Source organism: Mesorhizobium sp. M1328 (assembly GCF_040318075.1).
In the GTDB taxonomy this organism is placed as follows: Bacteria; Pseudomonadota; Alphaproteobacteria; order Rhizobiales; family Rhizobiaceae; genus Mesorhizobium.
The window spans coordinates 19,073-32,837 of record NZ_JAMYLO010000028.1 but is presented as its reverse complement, the minus strand read 5'-3'; the positions used below and the strand labels follow the sequence as shown (position 1 = coordinate 32,837).

The window sequence follows — 13,765 nt, the reverse complement described above, 5'->3', positions numbered from 1 at the left end:
GCCCAAAAGTGGGAACCGGTTTTGGGATAACGACATGCATCAACCACAAAAGGGATTTGCATGGAAGTTCGCGTTGCCAACGTGCGCAAGGAGTTTGAGCGGTTTCCGGCCCTCCACGACGTTTCGCTTGACATCAGGTCCGGTGAGTTGATCGCGTTGCTGGGGCCATCCGGTTCCGGCAAGACGACGCTGCTCAGGCTGATTGCCGGGTTGGAGCGGCCGACCCGCGGAAAGATCTTCTTCGGCGAAGAGGATGCTTCGCAAAAGTCGATCCAGGAGCGCAATGTCGGCTTCGTCTTCCAGCACTACGCGCTGTTTCGCCATATGACGGTCGCCGACAATATCGGCTTCGGACTCAAGGTCCGGCACGGGCCGTCACGCCCGTCGGCGAAGGAAATCCGCCGCCGCGCCTCGGAACTCCTCAACCTCGTTCAGCTTTCCGGTCTGGAAAAACGCTATCCGGCGCAACTTTCGGGCGGCCAGCGCCAGCGCGTGGCGCTAGCCCGCGCCATGGCGATCGAGCCAGCCGTGCTTTTGCTCGACGAGCCGTTCGGCGCGCTCGACGCGCAGGTGCGCCGCGAGCTGCGCCGCTGGCTGCGTGACATCCACGACGCCACCGGCCATACCACGGTCTTCGTCACCCATGACCAGGAAGAGGCGCTGGAGCTTGCCGACCGCGTCGTGGTGATGAGCCAGGGCCGCATCGAGCAGGTCGGCACCGCCGACGAAATCTACGACACGCCGAACTCGCCCTTCGTCTACGGCTTCATCGGCGAATCGAGCTCGCTTCCGGTCAAGGTCGAGGACGGCCAGGTCTGGATCGCCGACCGGCCGATCGGGCTTTCCGCGCCACACGCACCGCAAGGCGAAGCGACGCTGTTCTTCCGCCCACACGACGTCGATCTTGTGGAAGAATGCAACGGCTGCATCGCCGGCACGGTCGCCGCCAGCCGCCGCGTCGCCGGCACCAGGCGGGTCGAGCTCGAAATCGGCGGCGAACGACAGCGGGTCGAGATCGAATTGCCCGTCGACCATCCGGCGGCGCAGAAAAGTCGAGTGGCTTTTCGGCCGCGGCGCTGGAAGCTTTTTCCGGCTGCTTAGCTACAAGGCAATTGTGGATCCGTACTGCGGTCGCGCTTTCATGCAGAGCGACATTGCCTTCAACGCGCCTTTAGCGAAAGCACCAGGGTCATCGGATTCTTCGGGGAAGCCGAAAAGCCGTAGTGCTCATAGAAAGCTTTCGCTTCAGCCGATATGGCATGAACAAAAATGCCGCGAATCCCGAGGATCGTCGCGGCGTGACCGGTGCGCAGAACGGCGTCTTGCAACAGCGCTGAGCCTAGTCCCTTCCCTTGCCAGCTTGCGTCCACGGCGAGACGCCCGAGTACGACCATCGGAACAGGGTCTGGCATATTGCGGCGAATGGCGCCTGGAGCTTCCGCAAGATCAAGCCCACCCGAGGAGAGACAGTAGTAGCCGACAACGCGCACGCCTTCCGTCACGACATACGCACGCGAGGCGCCGCTGATCTGGTTGATCCGCGCCCTGCGACGAAGCCATTGATCCAGGTTCTCGGTCCCGCATTGGAAAAGTTCGAGATCGTGGCTGTCGGCAAGGGGCGTGGGCGCCGAAAGCATCAGTCCTGCCAGGGCTTGGGCGCATTCATCAGGCGTGCAAAACCTTCACCACTCGGTGGCGCATCAAGAATGCCGAGGTAATGCTGGTAACTCTCGGGATCGACCTTGATCAGCGCTTGGTCGAGCAGCGTGTCTTCGGCCGCGCGGTAGGCGGCATCGATCATAAACTCGGAACGGGTTTTCCCGCGCATTTTCGCGGCGCGATCAATCAGAACACGCACATCCTCTCGGATGCGGAGATTGACAGGCTTGGCATGGGTCTCTGGTGTAGTCTTTGTCATGAGGGCTCCTCTCTCCTACCTGTAGCACATTCGCATACACAATGTGTATCTATTTCGCAGCCTGACCAGAGAAGTGTGGAAACGACCGGGGGCGGCAGAACGCGTCGAAATGCGGCCGCTTGGAAGAAAATTCCAGTAATGGGCCATTTCAGCAATACTTTTCTCGCAGCCAGGCCATAGATCCGACCGGCATGCCTCGTCGCGTCGAGCACTGCCCGACTATTCTTCGGCATTCCATTCGATGTACGGTGTTTCAAGGAGCCCTGTTTTTATGAAGCGATTTTTGCTTGGCGTCGCCACGTTGGCCGGCCTGTTCCTCGCATCCTCCCAAGCCTGGTCGGCCGACAAATTGCTGAACGCTTCTTACGATGTCGGCCGCGAACTGTTTGCACAGGTCAACAAGGCGTTCGTCGCCGCGCACCCAGGCGTCACCATCGATCAGTCGCATGCCGGGACGTCTGCGCAGGCACGCGCCATTGCCGAAGGCCTCGGCGCCGACGTGGTCACGTTCAACCAGGTCATCGACATCGACTTCCTGGTCAAGAAGGGCCTCATCTCCGCCGACTGGCAGAAGGACTTTCCGGACAACGCCTCGCCCTTCTATTCGCTGCCGTCCTTCCTGGTGCGCGCCGGCAATCCGAAGCACATCAAGGATTGGAACGATCTCGTGCGCGACGACGTCCAGGTGATCTTCCCCAATCCGAAAACATCGGGCAATGCGCGCTACACCTACCTCGCGGCCACCGCCTACGCCAAGGAAGCCTTCAAGGGCGACGATGCCAAGGTGAAGGAGTTTGTGACAAAGCTGTTTAACAACGTGCCGGTCTTCGACAGCGGCGGACGCGCTGCGACCACCACTTTCGTGCAGCGCGAGATCGGCGACGTGTTGATCACCTTCGAGTCGGAAACGCGCGGCGTCCGCAAGGAATATGGCGACGACAAATTCGAGCAGGTGACGCCTTCGGTCAGCCTGTTGGCGGAATTTCCGGTGGCGATCGTCGACACGGTCGCCGACGAGCATGGCACACGCGATCTCGCCAAGACCTATCTCGACTTCCTCTATACGCCGGAGGGCCAGGACATCGCCGCCCGCAACGGCCTGCGGGCCCGCGACCCGGCGGTCGCCGCCAAATACAAGGCTGAGTTTCCCGATGTCCGCCTGCTGACGGTGGAGGACGTCTTCGGCGGCTGGGCCAAGGTCCAGGCCGAGCATTTTGCAGCGGGCGGCCTGCTCGACCAGACTTACGGCAGTCGCTGACGTCGCCAACCTCGCGAACTGATTGAAAGCCGGCGTTTGCCGGCTTTCTTCATTTGCCCGCCGAAATTGCAGCTTCCGCCCGTTCCGACCGCCCGCCCGCCAAAACGTTACGAAGAATCAACGCGTTTGCGCGCAATATGTCGTCGGACGGCCTGTCTGCGCGAACGGCATCGCGCGGCCAAACCGTCATTATTTGCACACAAACAGCCGCCAGATGCGGGTGGTTGGGGCTTTATGGGTTGACTCGGGCATGCTTACCAAAAAAGGCAAATACGGCCTCAAGGCCCTCGTGCATCTGTCAGGCCTGCCAGTCGGCCAGCTCGCATTCGTCAACGACATTGCGGTCGCCAACAACATCCCCAAGAAGTTTCTGGATGCCATCCTGGGCGAGTTGCGCAACGCCGGCTTCGTCCAGAGCCGCAAGGGCAAGGAAGGCGGTTACCGCCTCGCCCGGCCGGCTTCCGAGATCAAGATCGGCCATGTCGTGCGCGTCCTCGACGGGCCGCTGGCGCCGATCCCTTGCGCCAGCCGCACGCAATACCAGCGCTGTGAGGATTGCGACGAGGCGACCTGCCAGGTCCGGCATATGATGCTGGAGGTCCGTCAGGCGATCGCCGAGGTGCTGGACAACCGCAGCCTCGCGGCCATGCGCGACGCCGACAATGACGATTTCCCGGTCGAACTGACGTCGCAAATCTAGCGCGCGAGCAGGCTCAAGGCGGTCGCGACGGTGTCGGCGACCGGACGCGTGCCATCCAAGGTTATCGCCGCCTCGTCCGCCGCTGGCGCCTCAAGCGTGGCGAACTGGCTGTCGACCAGGCTTGCCGGCATGAAATGACCCTTGCGATTGCCGACGCGCCGCATCGCCGTTGCCGGGTCGATCTCCAAATAGACGAAAACGATATCCGGGCAAAAGCCGCGCAGGCGATCGCGATAGCTGCGCTTCAGCGCCGAGCAGGCGGCGACTACACCTTGTCTGCTTGCGACCGACGCGGCCATGCGCTGGCCGATCGCGTCGAGCCAGCCCTCGCGCAGCGCATCGGTAAGCGGCTGTCCGCTCGCCATGCGCGCGACGTTTTCGGGCGGATGCAGCCTGTCGCCTTCGATAAAGAGGGCGCCTAGTGCCGCTGCAAGCGCTTCGCCGACGACCGACTTGCCGCAGCCGGCAACGCCCATCACCACGATGGCGGGTGTCGCTCGTCCAGTGCTCGCCGGCTTATATGCCACGTCTTTCCCGGTCATGCAGGTCAGCGGCTTGCCGGCGCGCGGCCATAGAGCAGCAGCATGGCGACGATAACGACGCCGTAGATGATCTGCCGTCCCGCCTCCGGCATCTGCATGACGGAAAGAATGGATTGCAAAAGCGTGATCAGGATTACCCCGGCGACGGTGCCGAGATAGGAGCCGCGCCCGCCGAGGATCGAGGTGCCGCCGAGCACCACGGCGGCGATCGACGGCAGCAGATAGGCATCGCCCATCGATTGTGCCGCCTTGGAGGCATAGCCGGCCAACAGCACGCCGCCGAAGGCCGAGAGCCCGCCCGAAACCGCAAAGGCGATCATCACTACGCGCCTTGTATCGATGCCGGAAAGATAGGCGGCACGCTCTCGGTTACCGATGCCGTAGACGGTGCGGCCGAAGCCGGTGCGGGTTAGCACGAACACCATTGCGGCGCCGATCAGCGCCCAGATGAGAACTGCGTTCGGCACGCCAGGAACGGCAAACCCCGTCGCCAGATAGCGCATCGCACCGGTCGCCGAATCCTGCGGCGAGAAACCGCCCGTGTAGACCACCATCAGCCCCTGCGCGACGGCGTTGGTGGCAAGCGTGATGATCATCGAGGGAATGCGCAGATAGGCGACGCCGATGCCGTTGACGATGCCGATCAGAACACCGCAGAAGATGCCGAATGGAATGGCAAGCGCCACACCGACCGGCCCATAAGCGGCCGCGGCGCAGGCCATCATCGCGCCGGCCGCCACCGACCAGGGTACCGACAGGTCGATCTGGCCGAGCAGGATGACCAGCATCATGCCGGTGGCGATGACGCCGAGAAACGACGCCACCTTGAGCTGCTGCAGCAAGTATTCAGGCGACAGGAAGCTGCGCGAATAGAGGCTGCCGAGGAACAGCAGCAGCGCGATACAGGCGAACGCCGTGAGCACCGCCGGATCGGCGCGGCGGAGGAATTTCGGCATGCGGCCGGCGAGGCCGCTCACAGTCGTTTCGCTCACAGGAACCACTCCAGCCGGTTGCGGACCCGAAACAGGGCGAAGGCGCCGAGGCTGACCGCGATCAGCAGGATGACGCCCTGGAACAGGGGCTGCCAGAGCGGATCGAAATCGAAGACGAACAGCAGGTCGCCGATGGTGCGGAAAGCAAGCGCGCCGAAGATCGCGCCGATGGCGCTGCCCTTGCCGCCGAACAGCGACACGCCGCCGAGCACGACGGCGGCAATCGAAAACAGCGTATAGGCGTTGCCGCTGGCGTAGGCCGCATCGCCCGTATAGGTGAAGAACGTCAGGAACAGTCCGCCGATCGCGGCAAGCAGCCCGGCAAGCGCATAGGCGACGAACTTTCCGCGCCGGATCGGCACGCCGGACATGTAGGCCGCCATCTCCGAGGACCCGGCTGCATAGGCGGCACGGCCGAGCACCGATCGGCTGAACGGCACCCAGACCACGAGCACGACCGCCAGCAGCGTCACCAGGCTCGCCGGCACAATACCAAACAGGCGCCCGGTCAGCGCATCGGCGAGCCCTTCATTGACCGAGCCGCCCGGAAACGGCCGCAGCAGCAGCGCGATGCCGAAATAGACCGCGCCGGTGGCGATGGTGGCGACGATCGGCTGCAGGCGTCCATAGATGACGATGGCGCCGTTGATTGCCCCGCACAGCAGCCCGGTGCCGAGCACGGCGATGACGCCGAAGGCGGTCTCGATGCCGGTGCCGACGACCAGCCACGACGCCAGGCAGTTGGTCAGCGTGAAGATCATGCCGACCGAAAGATCGATGCCGGCGGTGATCACCACCAGCGTCTGCGCCATGGCGACGAAGGCGAGCAGCACGCCCTTGTTCGAGGCCGTCTGTACGACATTGGCGGTGAAGCCCGCTGGATGGTTCGAGGTGTAGATGACGAACATGACGATGAAGATGCCGAACGCCAGGAGCGTTCCGCGCTGTTCGGCAAGCCAGTAGCGCCAATCCTTCACGCGTCCGCTCCTTGCCTTGGCATCTCTTCGTGAATGTTGAGCGCGCTGGCGATCAAGGCCCGCTCGGTGATTTCGGCGCCGACCAGTTCACGCTTGACCGCGCCGTCATAGAGCACCAGCACCCGGTCGCAGCAGCCGATCAGCTCGTCATAGTCGGTCGAATAGAACAGGATCGCCGCACCCTGGTCGGCAAGCTTGCGCATCAACTGGTAAAGCTCCTGCTTCGTGCCGACATCGATGCCGCGCGTCGGATCGTTGAGCAGGATGATGCGCGGCTGCCGCATCAGCCATTTGGCGATGACGACCTTCTGCTGGTTGCCGCCGGATAGCGCGCCGACCGGAATGTCGAGGCCGGCCGTCTTGATCGCCAGGAGACCGACCATGTCGTCGATCAGCCGCTGCTCGGCGGCGCGATCGATGATGCCGGCCCTGGACAGCCGGTCGAGGGCGGCGAAGGAGAGATTTTCGCGCACCGTCATCGGCAGCATCAACCCTTCCGTCTTACGATCCTCCGGGATCAGCGCCATGCCGATCCGGTCGTCACGCGCCGCGGCCGGGCTGGCGATCGCCACCGGTCTGCCGTCGATCAGGATCTGGCCTGACAGGCCGCGCAGCACACCGAAGAAGGCGAGCAGCAATTCGCGCTGGCCCTGGCCATCGAGGCCGCCGAGGCCGACCACCTCGCCCGCCCCGACCGACAGCGAGACATCGTGCAGCCGATCCGTCCAGGACAGGCTGCGCGCCTCGAGAACCGGCGTGGCTGCAGCAGCCGCCCGCGCGGGCTTGGGCGGAAAGATGTGGCTGTATTCGCGCCCGATCATCAGTTCGACGACCTCGTTGTCACTCTTGGTGCCGGCCGCGTAGCTGGCGACATTGCGGCCATTGCGGAACACCGTGCACTGGTCGGCCAGTTCGGCGATCTCGTTCATGCGGTGCGATATGTAGAGCAGCGCCAGCCCTTCCGAACGCAGCCGCTTCAACACGGCGAAAACTCTGGCGACGTCAGCCGCGGTCAGCGCCGAGGTCGCCTCGTCGAGGATCAGGATGCGTGGCTTGCGCGCCAGTGCCTTGGCGATCTCGACCATCTGCCTTCTCGAAAGAGGAAGATCCTTGACCAGCGCCAGCGGATGGATATCGGAGGCGCCGGCGCGAGCAAGGGCCTCTTCGGCGATGCGGCGCTGCGCCTTGCGGTCGATCATGCCGAAGCGTTTCGGCGGATCGGAAATGACGATGTTGTCGGCAACGCTGAGTTCGGGGACGAGCGACAGTTCCTGGAAGATGCAGACAATGCCGGCCTGGTTGGCGGCGGCCGGCGAAGCGAAGCTCACTTCGTTTCCGTCCAGCATCATGCGGCCCTCGTCGGGCGCGACGACGCCCGCCATGACCTTGATCAGCGTCGATTTGCCGGCGCCGTTCTCGCCGAGAATGGCGTGGATGCTGCCTGGAGTGACCGACAGTTCGGCCTTCTCCAGCGCCCGCACGCCGCCATAACGCTTGGATATGCCTTCCATGCGGAAGAGCGGAACCGCACCGTCCATCGGCCCTCCCCAGGCGCTTGGCAATCAGGATGTCGAGCGCCGACGCCGCGGGATTTCCCGCGGCGTCGGGCTGTTGGAGTTTACTGGTTTTCCTTGCTCTGGCCCATGATTTCCTGCGCCGTGAAATTGATGCCGCAGGTCGGGAAGGAATTGCCGACGAAGAAATTGTCGGACTGGTCGGGGAAGAAATCCTGGCCTGCCTTGAAGTTCGGATCCTCGACGATCGCCAGCGGCAGCTTGACCGCCTGCGGCACGATTTGGCCTTCAAGTGCTGCAATCGCCGTCTTGATGGCAACCGCCACCTGAGCCGGGCCGGTGCCGGCCGACGAGCATTTCAGGCCGTCAGCGGCGAATTTGGCGCAGAATTTGCGGAAGCCATTCTCCGTCTCGCCGCCGAACGGCACGAACGGATGCTTGGCATCGATCATCGCCTGCACGATGCCGGTATCGCCGCCCTGTCCGGTAATGCCGTCGAAGGGACCGTTGGTGGCAATGGCATCGGCCGTAGCCTTTTGCGCAACGCCGTCATCCCATTTGCCGACGACCTCGGTGACATCCCATTTCTTGCCGGAAGCGTCGAGAACCTCGTGGATCCCGTTGTGGCGGTCGGTGTCGACGGACGTGCCGGCTACGCCGCGCACTTCCAGCACCTTGCCGCCGTTCGGCACGTGCTTGACCAGCCAGTTGCCCCACAATTCGCCAAGGCCTTTCTGGTCGACATTGACGTTGATGGCATCCTTGGTGTCGAGGATGTTGTCGAAGGCGACCAGCACCACGCCGGCTTCCTTGGCCCGCTTGATGACAGGGCCGAATGCGGTCGGGTTCTGGGCGTTGACGACAATCGCGTCATAGCCGGAATCGATGAAATTGTTGATTGCCGAAATCTGCGCCGGCACGTCCTCCCCGGTCGAGACCACCTTGAATTCCTTGAGCTTGGCCGCGACATCCGGCTGCGCTGCATAGGCCTTCGCCGTCTGCACCATCTGGATGCGCCACGTATTGGCGATGTAGCCGTTGGCCAGAGCGATGCGGTACGGGCCGTCTTTCTTGGGGAACTTGAAGAACTGCGTATCGGCCGACCAGGGCGCGAAGCACTCAGGCTCGGCCGATGGCCCCTTGACGATTTCAGGATCGGCGATTGCCGACGAGCTCAACATGACAAAAGCAGTGGCGGCAACGATACCGCCAACGAGTGACTTGATCATCGATATTCCTCCCAGTTGCAGTTTTGTTTGTTCTTACGCCGATGAATTTGCGCATTACCGGCCCGGCACCTCCCGCCGTACCCGTTGCGCGTTCAGGTGGCCGAACGCCGACCCGATCCCCTCCTTTGTTGCCCGGCTAGTCCCGCAAAAACTATCATATTATACATAATAAACAAGCGTGAGCTGTCGCTTATGTATAATAAACAGCCTCCCATCTTCGGGGCGAAGTACCGCCCGGCGGTAAGTGGTAGCGCTACCATGACGTTGTGTAAAGCACCATTGCGTTGAAGCACGCTTCAGCGCGCCGTGCTTTCACGTCGCTTGAGTTCGAAGCCAAGGTCGACGACCCGCTGCTCCGGCCTGTTGCCCTCGATAGCCGCAAGCGCCATGGCGACCGCCCGCCGGCCGATCTCGTAACGGTAGGTCCGAACGCTGGTGACCGACGGAAAGGCCACCTCCATCATGTCCAGATCATTGAAGCCGACGATGCCGATCGTCTTCGGCACGGCGATCGAAGCGCGATGGCATTCGAACAGCACGCCGAGGGCGATATCGTCATTGTTGCAGAACACCGCGTCGAGGCTCGGCAACTTGGCCAGCGCGTCGCGGAACAATTCGCGGCCGAGGGTGACGCTGGAGGGCACCGGCGTCGTGGTGGTAAGCCGCGCGTCGAACAGGCCGGCCGCCTCCATCGCCGCGCGATAGCCGGCAAGCCGCCGCTGCGAACGCGGATCCATGCGCGCGCCGATGAAGCCGATCCGGCGATAGCCTGCCTCGATCAGATGTTCCGCAGCCGCCTTGCCGCCCTGGAAATGTGAGAACCCGACCATCATGTCGACCGGATCGGGCCCGGTCTCCATCACCTGCACCACCGGACAGCCTGCCGCTTCCAGCAGTTTTCGCGACGCCGGCGTCTGGTCGATGCCGGCCACGATCAGCGCCGCCGGGCGTTGCGGCCCAAACACCTGCAGCAGCCGCTCTTCCTCGAGGCCGGAATAGTGGGTGTTTCCGAGCTGGATGCGGAAGGGGCCGTTCGACAGGCTGTCGTAGATGCCGCGCACCACTTCGGCAAAGACGTTGTTGGTAAGCGACGGCACCAGGACGCCAAAGACCTCGGCGCGCGCCGAAGCCAGCGCCCGCGCATTCGGGTCGGGCACATAGCCGAGCTCATTCACGGCGGACTCGATCTGGCGGCGCAGATCTTCCGAGACACGCCCCGGCTCGCGCAAGGCGCGCGAGACGGTAATGGCGCCGACGCCGGCCTTGCGCGCGACATCGGCGATGGTCGGGCGGCCGCCGCCGCGGCGCGAGCGCGGCTTGATCACCGTACTGGTCCCGACACCGGGCAACCGCCCAGACGCGACCGTGAAACGATGTTCAGCGTTTTTGCCACTGCTGCCATGCCAACCTGGCCCGTTGCCACACCTTGTCTGGCGTCGCGCAGCCTTCGGCTATTGTCAAGCGACGGCCGGGAGAGACTGTACCCGTACCGCCGTGCTTCAGGCCGTCACGGCAGCGCTGCTCCGGGCCTTCCACAGCAGCAGCACCATGGCCGAAATGTTCAGCAGGTTCCAGGCGATGCCGTTGAGGAACGCGGCGGCATAGGAACCGGTCAAATCGTAGATCCAGCCCGACATCCAGCCACCGATCGCCATGCCGAAGATGGTCGCCATCATGACGATGCCGACGCGCTGGCCAGCCTCCTTGGCTGGCATATATTCGCGCACGATGATCGCATAACAGGGGACGATGCCGCCTTGCGACAGGCCGAAGACCAGCGAGACGACATAGAGCGAGGCAAGCCCGTCGAACGGGATATAGAACAACAGCGACAGGCATTGCAGCACCGAGCCGATCAGCAGGGTTTTCACGCCACCGATGCGATCGGCAAGGAAGCCCGAGCCTAGCCGGCTGACGACGCCCGCCGCCAGCATGATCGACAGCATATCGGCGCCATGTGCCACACCGTAGCCGAGATCCATGCAGTAGGCGACGATATGGACTTGCGGCATCGACATCGCCACGCAGCAGCCGAGCCCGGCGACGATGAGCAGCGCCTGCAAGGCCGCCGGCGACAGTGAGATCGGCTGGACCACGCGGCTGCCCGGCGATCCCGGAGCCGCCTGGGGCGGTGCGCCGCGCCGGAGCAGCAGGATCAAGGGCACCATGGTGACCAGGCAGACGACGCCGATCGCGGCATAGGTGAAGCGCCAGCCTTCGGTCTGCATGACATAGGGCATCGCCGTCGGCCAGATCGCTCCGCCGAGATAGTTGCCGGATGCGGCAGCCGTCACCGCGACGCCGCGGCGCCGGTTGAACCAGTGCGAGATATCGGCGATCAAAGGGCCGAAGATCGCCGACGAGCCGACGCCGATCAACAGGCCCTGGACGAGGGTGAACTGCAGGATCGAACTGGTCAGCGACGCCAGCAGGAAACCGGCGCCAAGTGTAATCGCGGCAATCAGCGCCGGAACCCAGTACCCAATGCGGTCGATGGCGCGGCCGAACAGCACATTGCCGGCGGCAAAGCCGACCATGGTCGCGGTGTAGGGCATCGAGGCAGCGGCGCGATCGACGCCGAATTCTGCCTGCACGGCAGGCAGCACCACGACCACCGCCCACATGCCGACCCCGCCGATCGTTGCCAGCAGCATCGAGATGCCCAGCCGTATCCAGGCATAGGCACTGTCGATGCCGGAACTTCCTGCCTGGCTTGAGACGATTGGGGTCAAGAGCGTTTCCTGTCCGCAGTTCTTGAATCGGCGGTTCTGACCACTATCGGCGCATTCGCATAGCCGAGCAGCGCCACGACAGGCAAATCCGTGGCTCCAGGGATTCGGGCCGAAGTGGAACAGCGGTGCGCCATAAGGCGTTTTCCCGGCAACGACCTAGTGGAAGGAGTTTGCCATGACCGCGCAACGGAAATGGTCCGCCGACGTCACCGAGCATAGCGACGCGCTGGACCTCGAGGAACACATCTTCGAATCCCACGATCCAAGGAAAATCGCCGCCTCGTTGAAGCGATCGGCCGAGCACAGCGATCGACGCAAGGCAGGGCCGTTTCAATCCGCCATGTCGATGCTGAATTTCTACATCAACCGAGCCGGCAAGAACCTGCCGGCGGCGCAAAAGAAAGTGCTGGAGGACGCAAAGGACGAACTGCGCGTCCTTTTTGGCCGCCCAAAGGAAGACTAGAATCGGTCACCATTGATTGGTTCTGCCAAATGCGGCTGAACTGGACCTAGTGACGGGTCCTCTTTGCCGCCAGTCTGCAGGCTCGGCTTGTATTCCCAAGCCTGCAAAAGTCTGGCGCCATGACGGTCAAGATCGGCATCAATCCCATCACCTGGAGCAATGACGATGTTCCCGCACTTGGCGGCGATACGCCCCTAGAGACCTGCCTGTCGGAAACCGCACAGGCCGGCTATCGCGGCACCGAGCTCGGCGGGAAATTTCCGCGCCAGGCTGAAGTGCTTGGCCCGATCCTGTCCTCCTATGGCCTGGAACTCGTCTCCGGCTGGTATGATGGCCGCATTCTCGACCGTACAGTCGACGAGGAATTCGCGGCGATCACCCCACATCTGCAGCTGTTGCGCGACCTTGGCGCCAAGATCGTCGTCTACGCCGACACCTCGCGCGGTCGCCATGACGGCATTTTTGCGCCGATCTCCGAGCGTCCGCGCCTCGCCGACAGCGACTGGCCGTCCTATGGCGAGAAACTGACCGCCCTCGCCGACCGCATGGTCGCATTCGGGGTCGGCATGGCCTTCCACCACCACATGGGCACCATCGTCGAGACGGACGATGAAGTCGACAGGCTGATGGCGGCGACGGGCCGAAGCGTCGGCCTTTTGTTCGATACGGGCCACTGCCTGTTTTCGGGCGGCGACCCGCAATCGCTGTTGCAACGGCATCTCGACCGTATCGTGCATTTCCATTGCAAGGACGTTCGCAGGCCGGTGCTGGAAAGGGCACGCCGCGAGGACATGAGCTTCATGGCGGCGGTAATGGATGGCATTTTTACCGTGCCCGGCGACGGCTCGGTCGATTTCCTGTCATTGCTGAAACCCCTCGCGGCGCGCGGCTATGAAGGCTGGATCGTTGTCGAGGCCGAGCAGGATCCGGCCAAGGCGCATCCGCTGACCTATGCCAGCAAAGGCTATTTCTCGCTGCTTGCCACCGCCCGCGAGGCCGGCTTCGAAGTGGCGACGCGGCAGGCAGACTGACCGGCCCGCATTGCGAGCCGGAGGAACATAATGGGCGCGCGCCTCGATGGGGTTAGCGACGCGAAAGCGCCCGGCGATCCGCGCCGTCTTGCTCCCTGCGCGGCGCGGATCGCAGAATCCCTGCTCTGGATTTCAAACCCCGACTTTCAAGCTTGAGGCCGGCCGGAAGCCGTGCCTTGATGCAACCGAGGAGGAGCGACATGGCTTTCGAAGCTGCGCTTGGCATGGAACGGCTTTGCACCATCCGGGAGATCGCCGAGAAGGCAGAACTTGGCGCCGCCACCGTGCATCGCGCGCTGAAGAACAGTCGCGAGATCCGCCCCGAAACAAAGCAGCTAGTGCTCGACACCGTCTGCCGGCTCAACGAGGAAAAGATCGCCCGCGCCGCCCGGTTCGTCGGGGGATAGTG

Annotated in this window: 15 protein-coding genes; 6 read left to right on the top strand and 9 right to left on the bottom strand. The window is 63.4% G+C overall.

Annotation, left to right across the window (positions count from 1 at the left end; all coding sequences use genetic code 11):
• The first annotated feature begins 60 nt into the window (after positions 1-60).
• Positions 61-1,101 carry a sulfate/molybdate ABC transporter ATP-binding protein gene (locus NKH23_RS31025; protein WP_352716926.1) on the top strand — a complete coding sequence of 347 codons (1,041 nt, stop codon included), beginning with the start codon at positions 61-63 and terminating at the stop codon, positions 1,099-1,101.
• A 59-nt stretch (positions 1,102-1,160) separates the two neighbouring features.
• Here NKH23_RS31025 and NKH23_RS31020 read toward each other — a convergent pair whose 3' ends face one another.
• Positions 1,161-1,637 carry a GNAT family N-acetyltransferase gene (locus tag NKH23_RS31020; RefSeq protein ID WP_352978826.1) on the bottom strand — a complete coding sequence of 159 codons (477 nt, stop codon included), beginning with the start codon at positions 1,635-1,637 and terminating at the stop codon, positions 1,161-1,163.
• Positions 1,637-1,918 carry a type II toxin-antitoxin system TacA family antitoxin gene (locus NKH23_RS31015; RefSeq protein WP_352465242.1) on the bottom strand — a complete coding sequence of 94 codons (282 nt, stop codon included), beginning with the start codon at positions 1,916-1,918 and terminating at the stop codon, positions 1,637-1,639. The genes NKH23_RS31020 and NKH23_RS31015 overlap by 1 nt, the downstream gene beginning before the upstream one ends.
• Before the next feature lie 271 nt (positions 1,919-2,189).
• On the opposite strand from NKH23_RS31015, the gene NKH23_RS31010 reads away from it, so the two are divergent.
• Both NKH23_RS31010 and NKH23_RS31005 read left to right on the top strand, forming a co-directional pair.
• On the top strand, positions 2,190-3,176 hold the full coding sequence (locus NKH23_RS31010; RefSeq protein ID WP_352912708.1) for a sulfate ABC transporter substrate-binding protein: 987 nt from the start codon (positions 2,190-2,192) through the stop codon (positions 3,174-3,176).
• Between the two features lie 250 nt (positions 3,177-3,426).
• A complete protein-coding gene (locus NKH23_RS31005) occupies positions 3,427-3,876 on the top strand; it encodes an RrF2 family transcriptional regulator (RefSeq protein WP_006202816.1) in 450 nt (149 codons plus the stop codon).
• Here the strand turns inward: NKH23_RS31005 and NKH23_RS31000 are convergent.
• The 7 genes from NKH23_RS31000 to NKH23_RS30970 form a co-directional block, all read right to left on the bottom strand.
• Positions 3,873-4,352, bottom strand: a complete 480-nt coding sequence (locus NKH23_RS31000) for a gluconokinase (protein WP_352978863.1) — start codon at positions 4,350-4,352, stop codon at positions 3,873-3,875. The genes NKH23_RS31005 and NKH23_RS31000 overlap by 4 nt on opposite strands.
• Positions 4,353-4,423: 71 nt before the next feature.
• Entirely contained in the window at positions 4,424-5,410 is a 987-nt protein-coding gene (locus tag NKH23_RS30995) for an ABC transporter permease (RefSeq protein WP_352516747.1), read from the bottom strand.
• The gene (locus NKH23_RS30990; RefSeq protein WP_352978830.1) at positions 5,407-6,387 is read right to left on the bottom strand and encodes an ABC transporter permease; all 981 of its coding nucleotides are present in this window, start codon (positions 6,385-6,387) and stop codon (positions 5,407-5,409) included. Before NKH23_RS30990 ends, NKH23_RS30995 begins: the two co-directional genes overlap by 4 nt.
• The gene (locus NKH23_RS30985; protein ID WP_352564357.1) at positions 6,384-7,925 is read right to left on the bottom strand and encodes a sugar ABC transporter ATP-binding protein; all 1,542 of its coding nucleotides are present in this window, start codon (positions 7,923-7,925) and stop codon (positions 6,384-6,386) included. The genes NKH23_RS30990 and NKH23_RS30985 overlap by 4 nt, the downstream gene beginning before the upstream one ends.
• A gap of 80 nt (positions 7,926-8,005) precedes the next feature.
• A complete protein-coding gene (locus NKH23_RS30980; RefSeq protein ID WP_352978833.1) occupies positions 8,006-9,130 on the bottom strand; it encodes a sugar ABC transporter substrate-binding protein in 1,125 nt (374 codons plus the stop codon).
• Between the two features lie 296 nt (positions 9,131-9,426).
• Positions 9,427-10,455, bottom strand: coding sequence for an HTH-type transcriptional regulator GntR (gntR, locus tag NKH23_RS30975; protein ID WP_352716938.1), 1,029 nt, complete (start codon positions 10,453-10,455; stop codon positions 9,427-9,429).
• A 174-nt stretch (positions 10,456-10,629) separates the two neighbouring features.
• Entirely contained in the window at positions 10,630-11,862 is a 1,233-nt protein-coding gene (locus tag NKH23_RS30970; protein ID WP_352912704.1) for an MFS transporter, read from the bottom strand.
• Positions 11,863-12,037: 175 nt separating this feature from the next.
• Here NKH23_RS30970 and NKH23_RS30965 point away from each other — a divergent pair, with 175 nt between their 5' ends.
• The 3 genes from NKH23_RS30965 to NKH23_RS30955 all read left to right on the top strand — a co-directional run bounded on the left by NKH23_RS30965 (position 12,038) and on the right by NKH23_RS30955 (position 13,763).
• Positions 12,038-12,325, top strand: a complete 288-nt coding sequence (locus tag NKH23_RS30965) for a DUF3175 domain-containing protein (RefSeq protein WP_023721237.1) — start codon at positions 12,038-12,040, stop codon at positions 12,323-12,325.
• Positions 12,326-12,444: 119 nt separating this feature from the next.
• Positions 12,445-13,356, top strand: coding sequence for a myo-inosose-2 dehydratase (iolE, locus tag NKH23_RS30960; protein ID WP_352912703.1), 912 nt, complete (start codon positions 12,445-12,447; stop codon positions 13,354-13,356).
• Positions 13,357-13,556: 200 nt separating this feature from the next.
• Positions 13,557-13,763 carry a LacI family DNA-binding transcriptional regulator gene (locus tag NKH23_RS30955; RefSeq protein ID WP_352912702.1) on the top strand — a complete coding sequence of 69 codons (207 nt, stop codon included), beginning with the start codon at positions 13,557-13,559 and terminating at the stop codon, positions 13,761-13,763.
• Positions 13,764-13,765: the final 2 nt, after the last annotated feature.

Coding starts and splice junctions, on each gene's coding strand:
- NKH23_RS31025 (WP_352716926.1), top strand. CDS start 61: ATGGAAGTTCGCGTTGCCAACGTGCGCAAGGAGTTTGAGCGGTTTCCG.
- NKH23_RS31020 (WP_352978826.1), bottom strand. CDS start 1,637: ATGCTTTCGGCGCCCACGCCCCTTGCCGACAGCCACGATCTCGAACTT.
- NKH23_RS31015 (WP_352465242.1), bottom strand. CDS start 1,918: ATGACAAAGACTACACCAGAGACCCATGCCAAGCCTGTCAATCTCCGC.
- NKH23_RS31010 (WP_352912708.1), top strand. CDS start 2,190: ATGAAGCGATTTTTGCTTGGCGTCGCCACGTTGGCCGGCCTGTTCCTC.
- NKH23_RS31005 (WP_006202816.1), top strand. CDS start 3,427: ATGCTTACCAAAAAAGGCAAATACGGCCTCAAGGCCCTCGTGCATCTG.
- NKH23_RS31000 (WP_352978863.1), bottom strand. CDS start 4,352: ATGGGCGTTGCCGGCTGCGGCAAGTCGGTCGTCGGCGAAGCGCTTGCA.
- NKH23_RS30985 (WP_352564357.1), bottom strand. CDS start 7,925: ATGGACGGTGCGGTTCCGCTCTTCCGCATGGAAGGCATATCCAAGCGT.
- NKH23_RS30980 (WP_352978833.1), bottom strand. CDS start 9,130: ATGATCAAGTCACTCGTTGGCGGTATCGTTGCCGCCACTGCTTTTGTC.
- NKH23_RS30965 (WP_023721237.1), top strand. CDS start 12,038: ATGACCGCGCAACGGAAATGGTCCGCCGACGTCACCGAGCATAGCGAC.
- iolE (WP_352912703.1), top strand. CDS start 12,445: ATGACGGTCAAGATCGGCATCAATCCCATCACCTGGAGCAATGACGAT.
- NKH23_RS30955 (WP_352912702.1), top strand. CDS start 13,557: ATGGCTTTCGAAGCTGCGCTTGGCATGGAACGGCTTTGCACCATCCGG.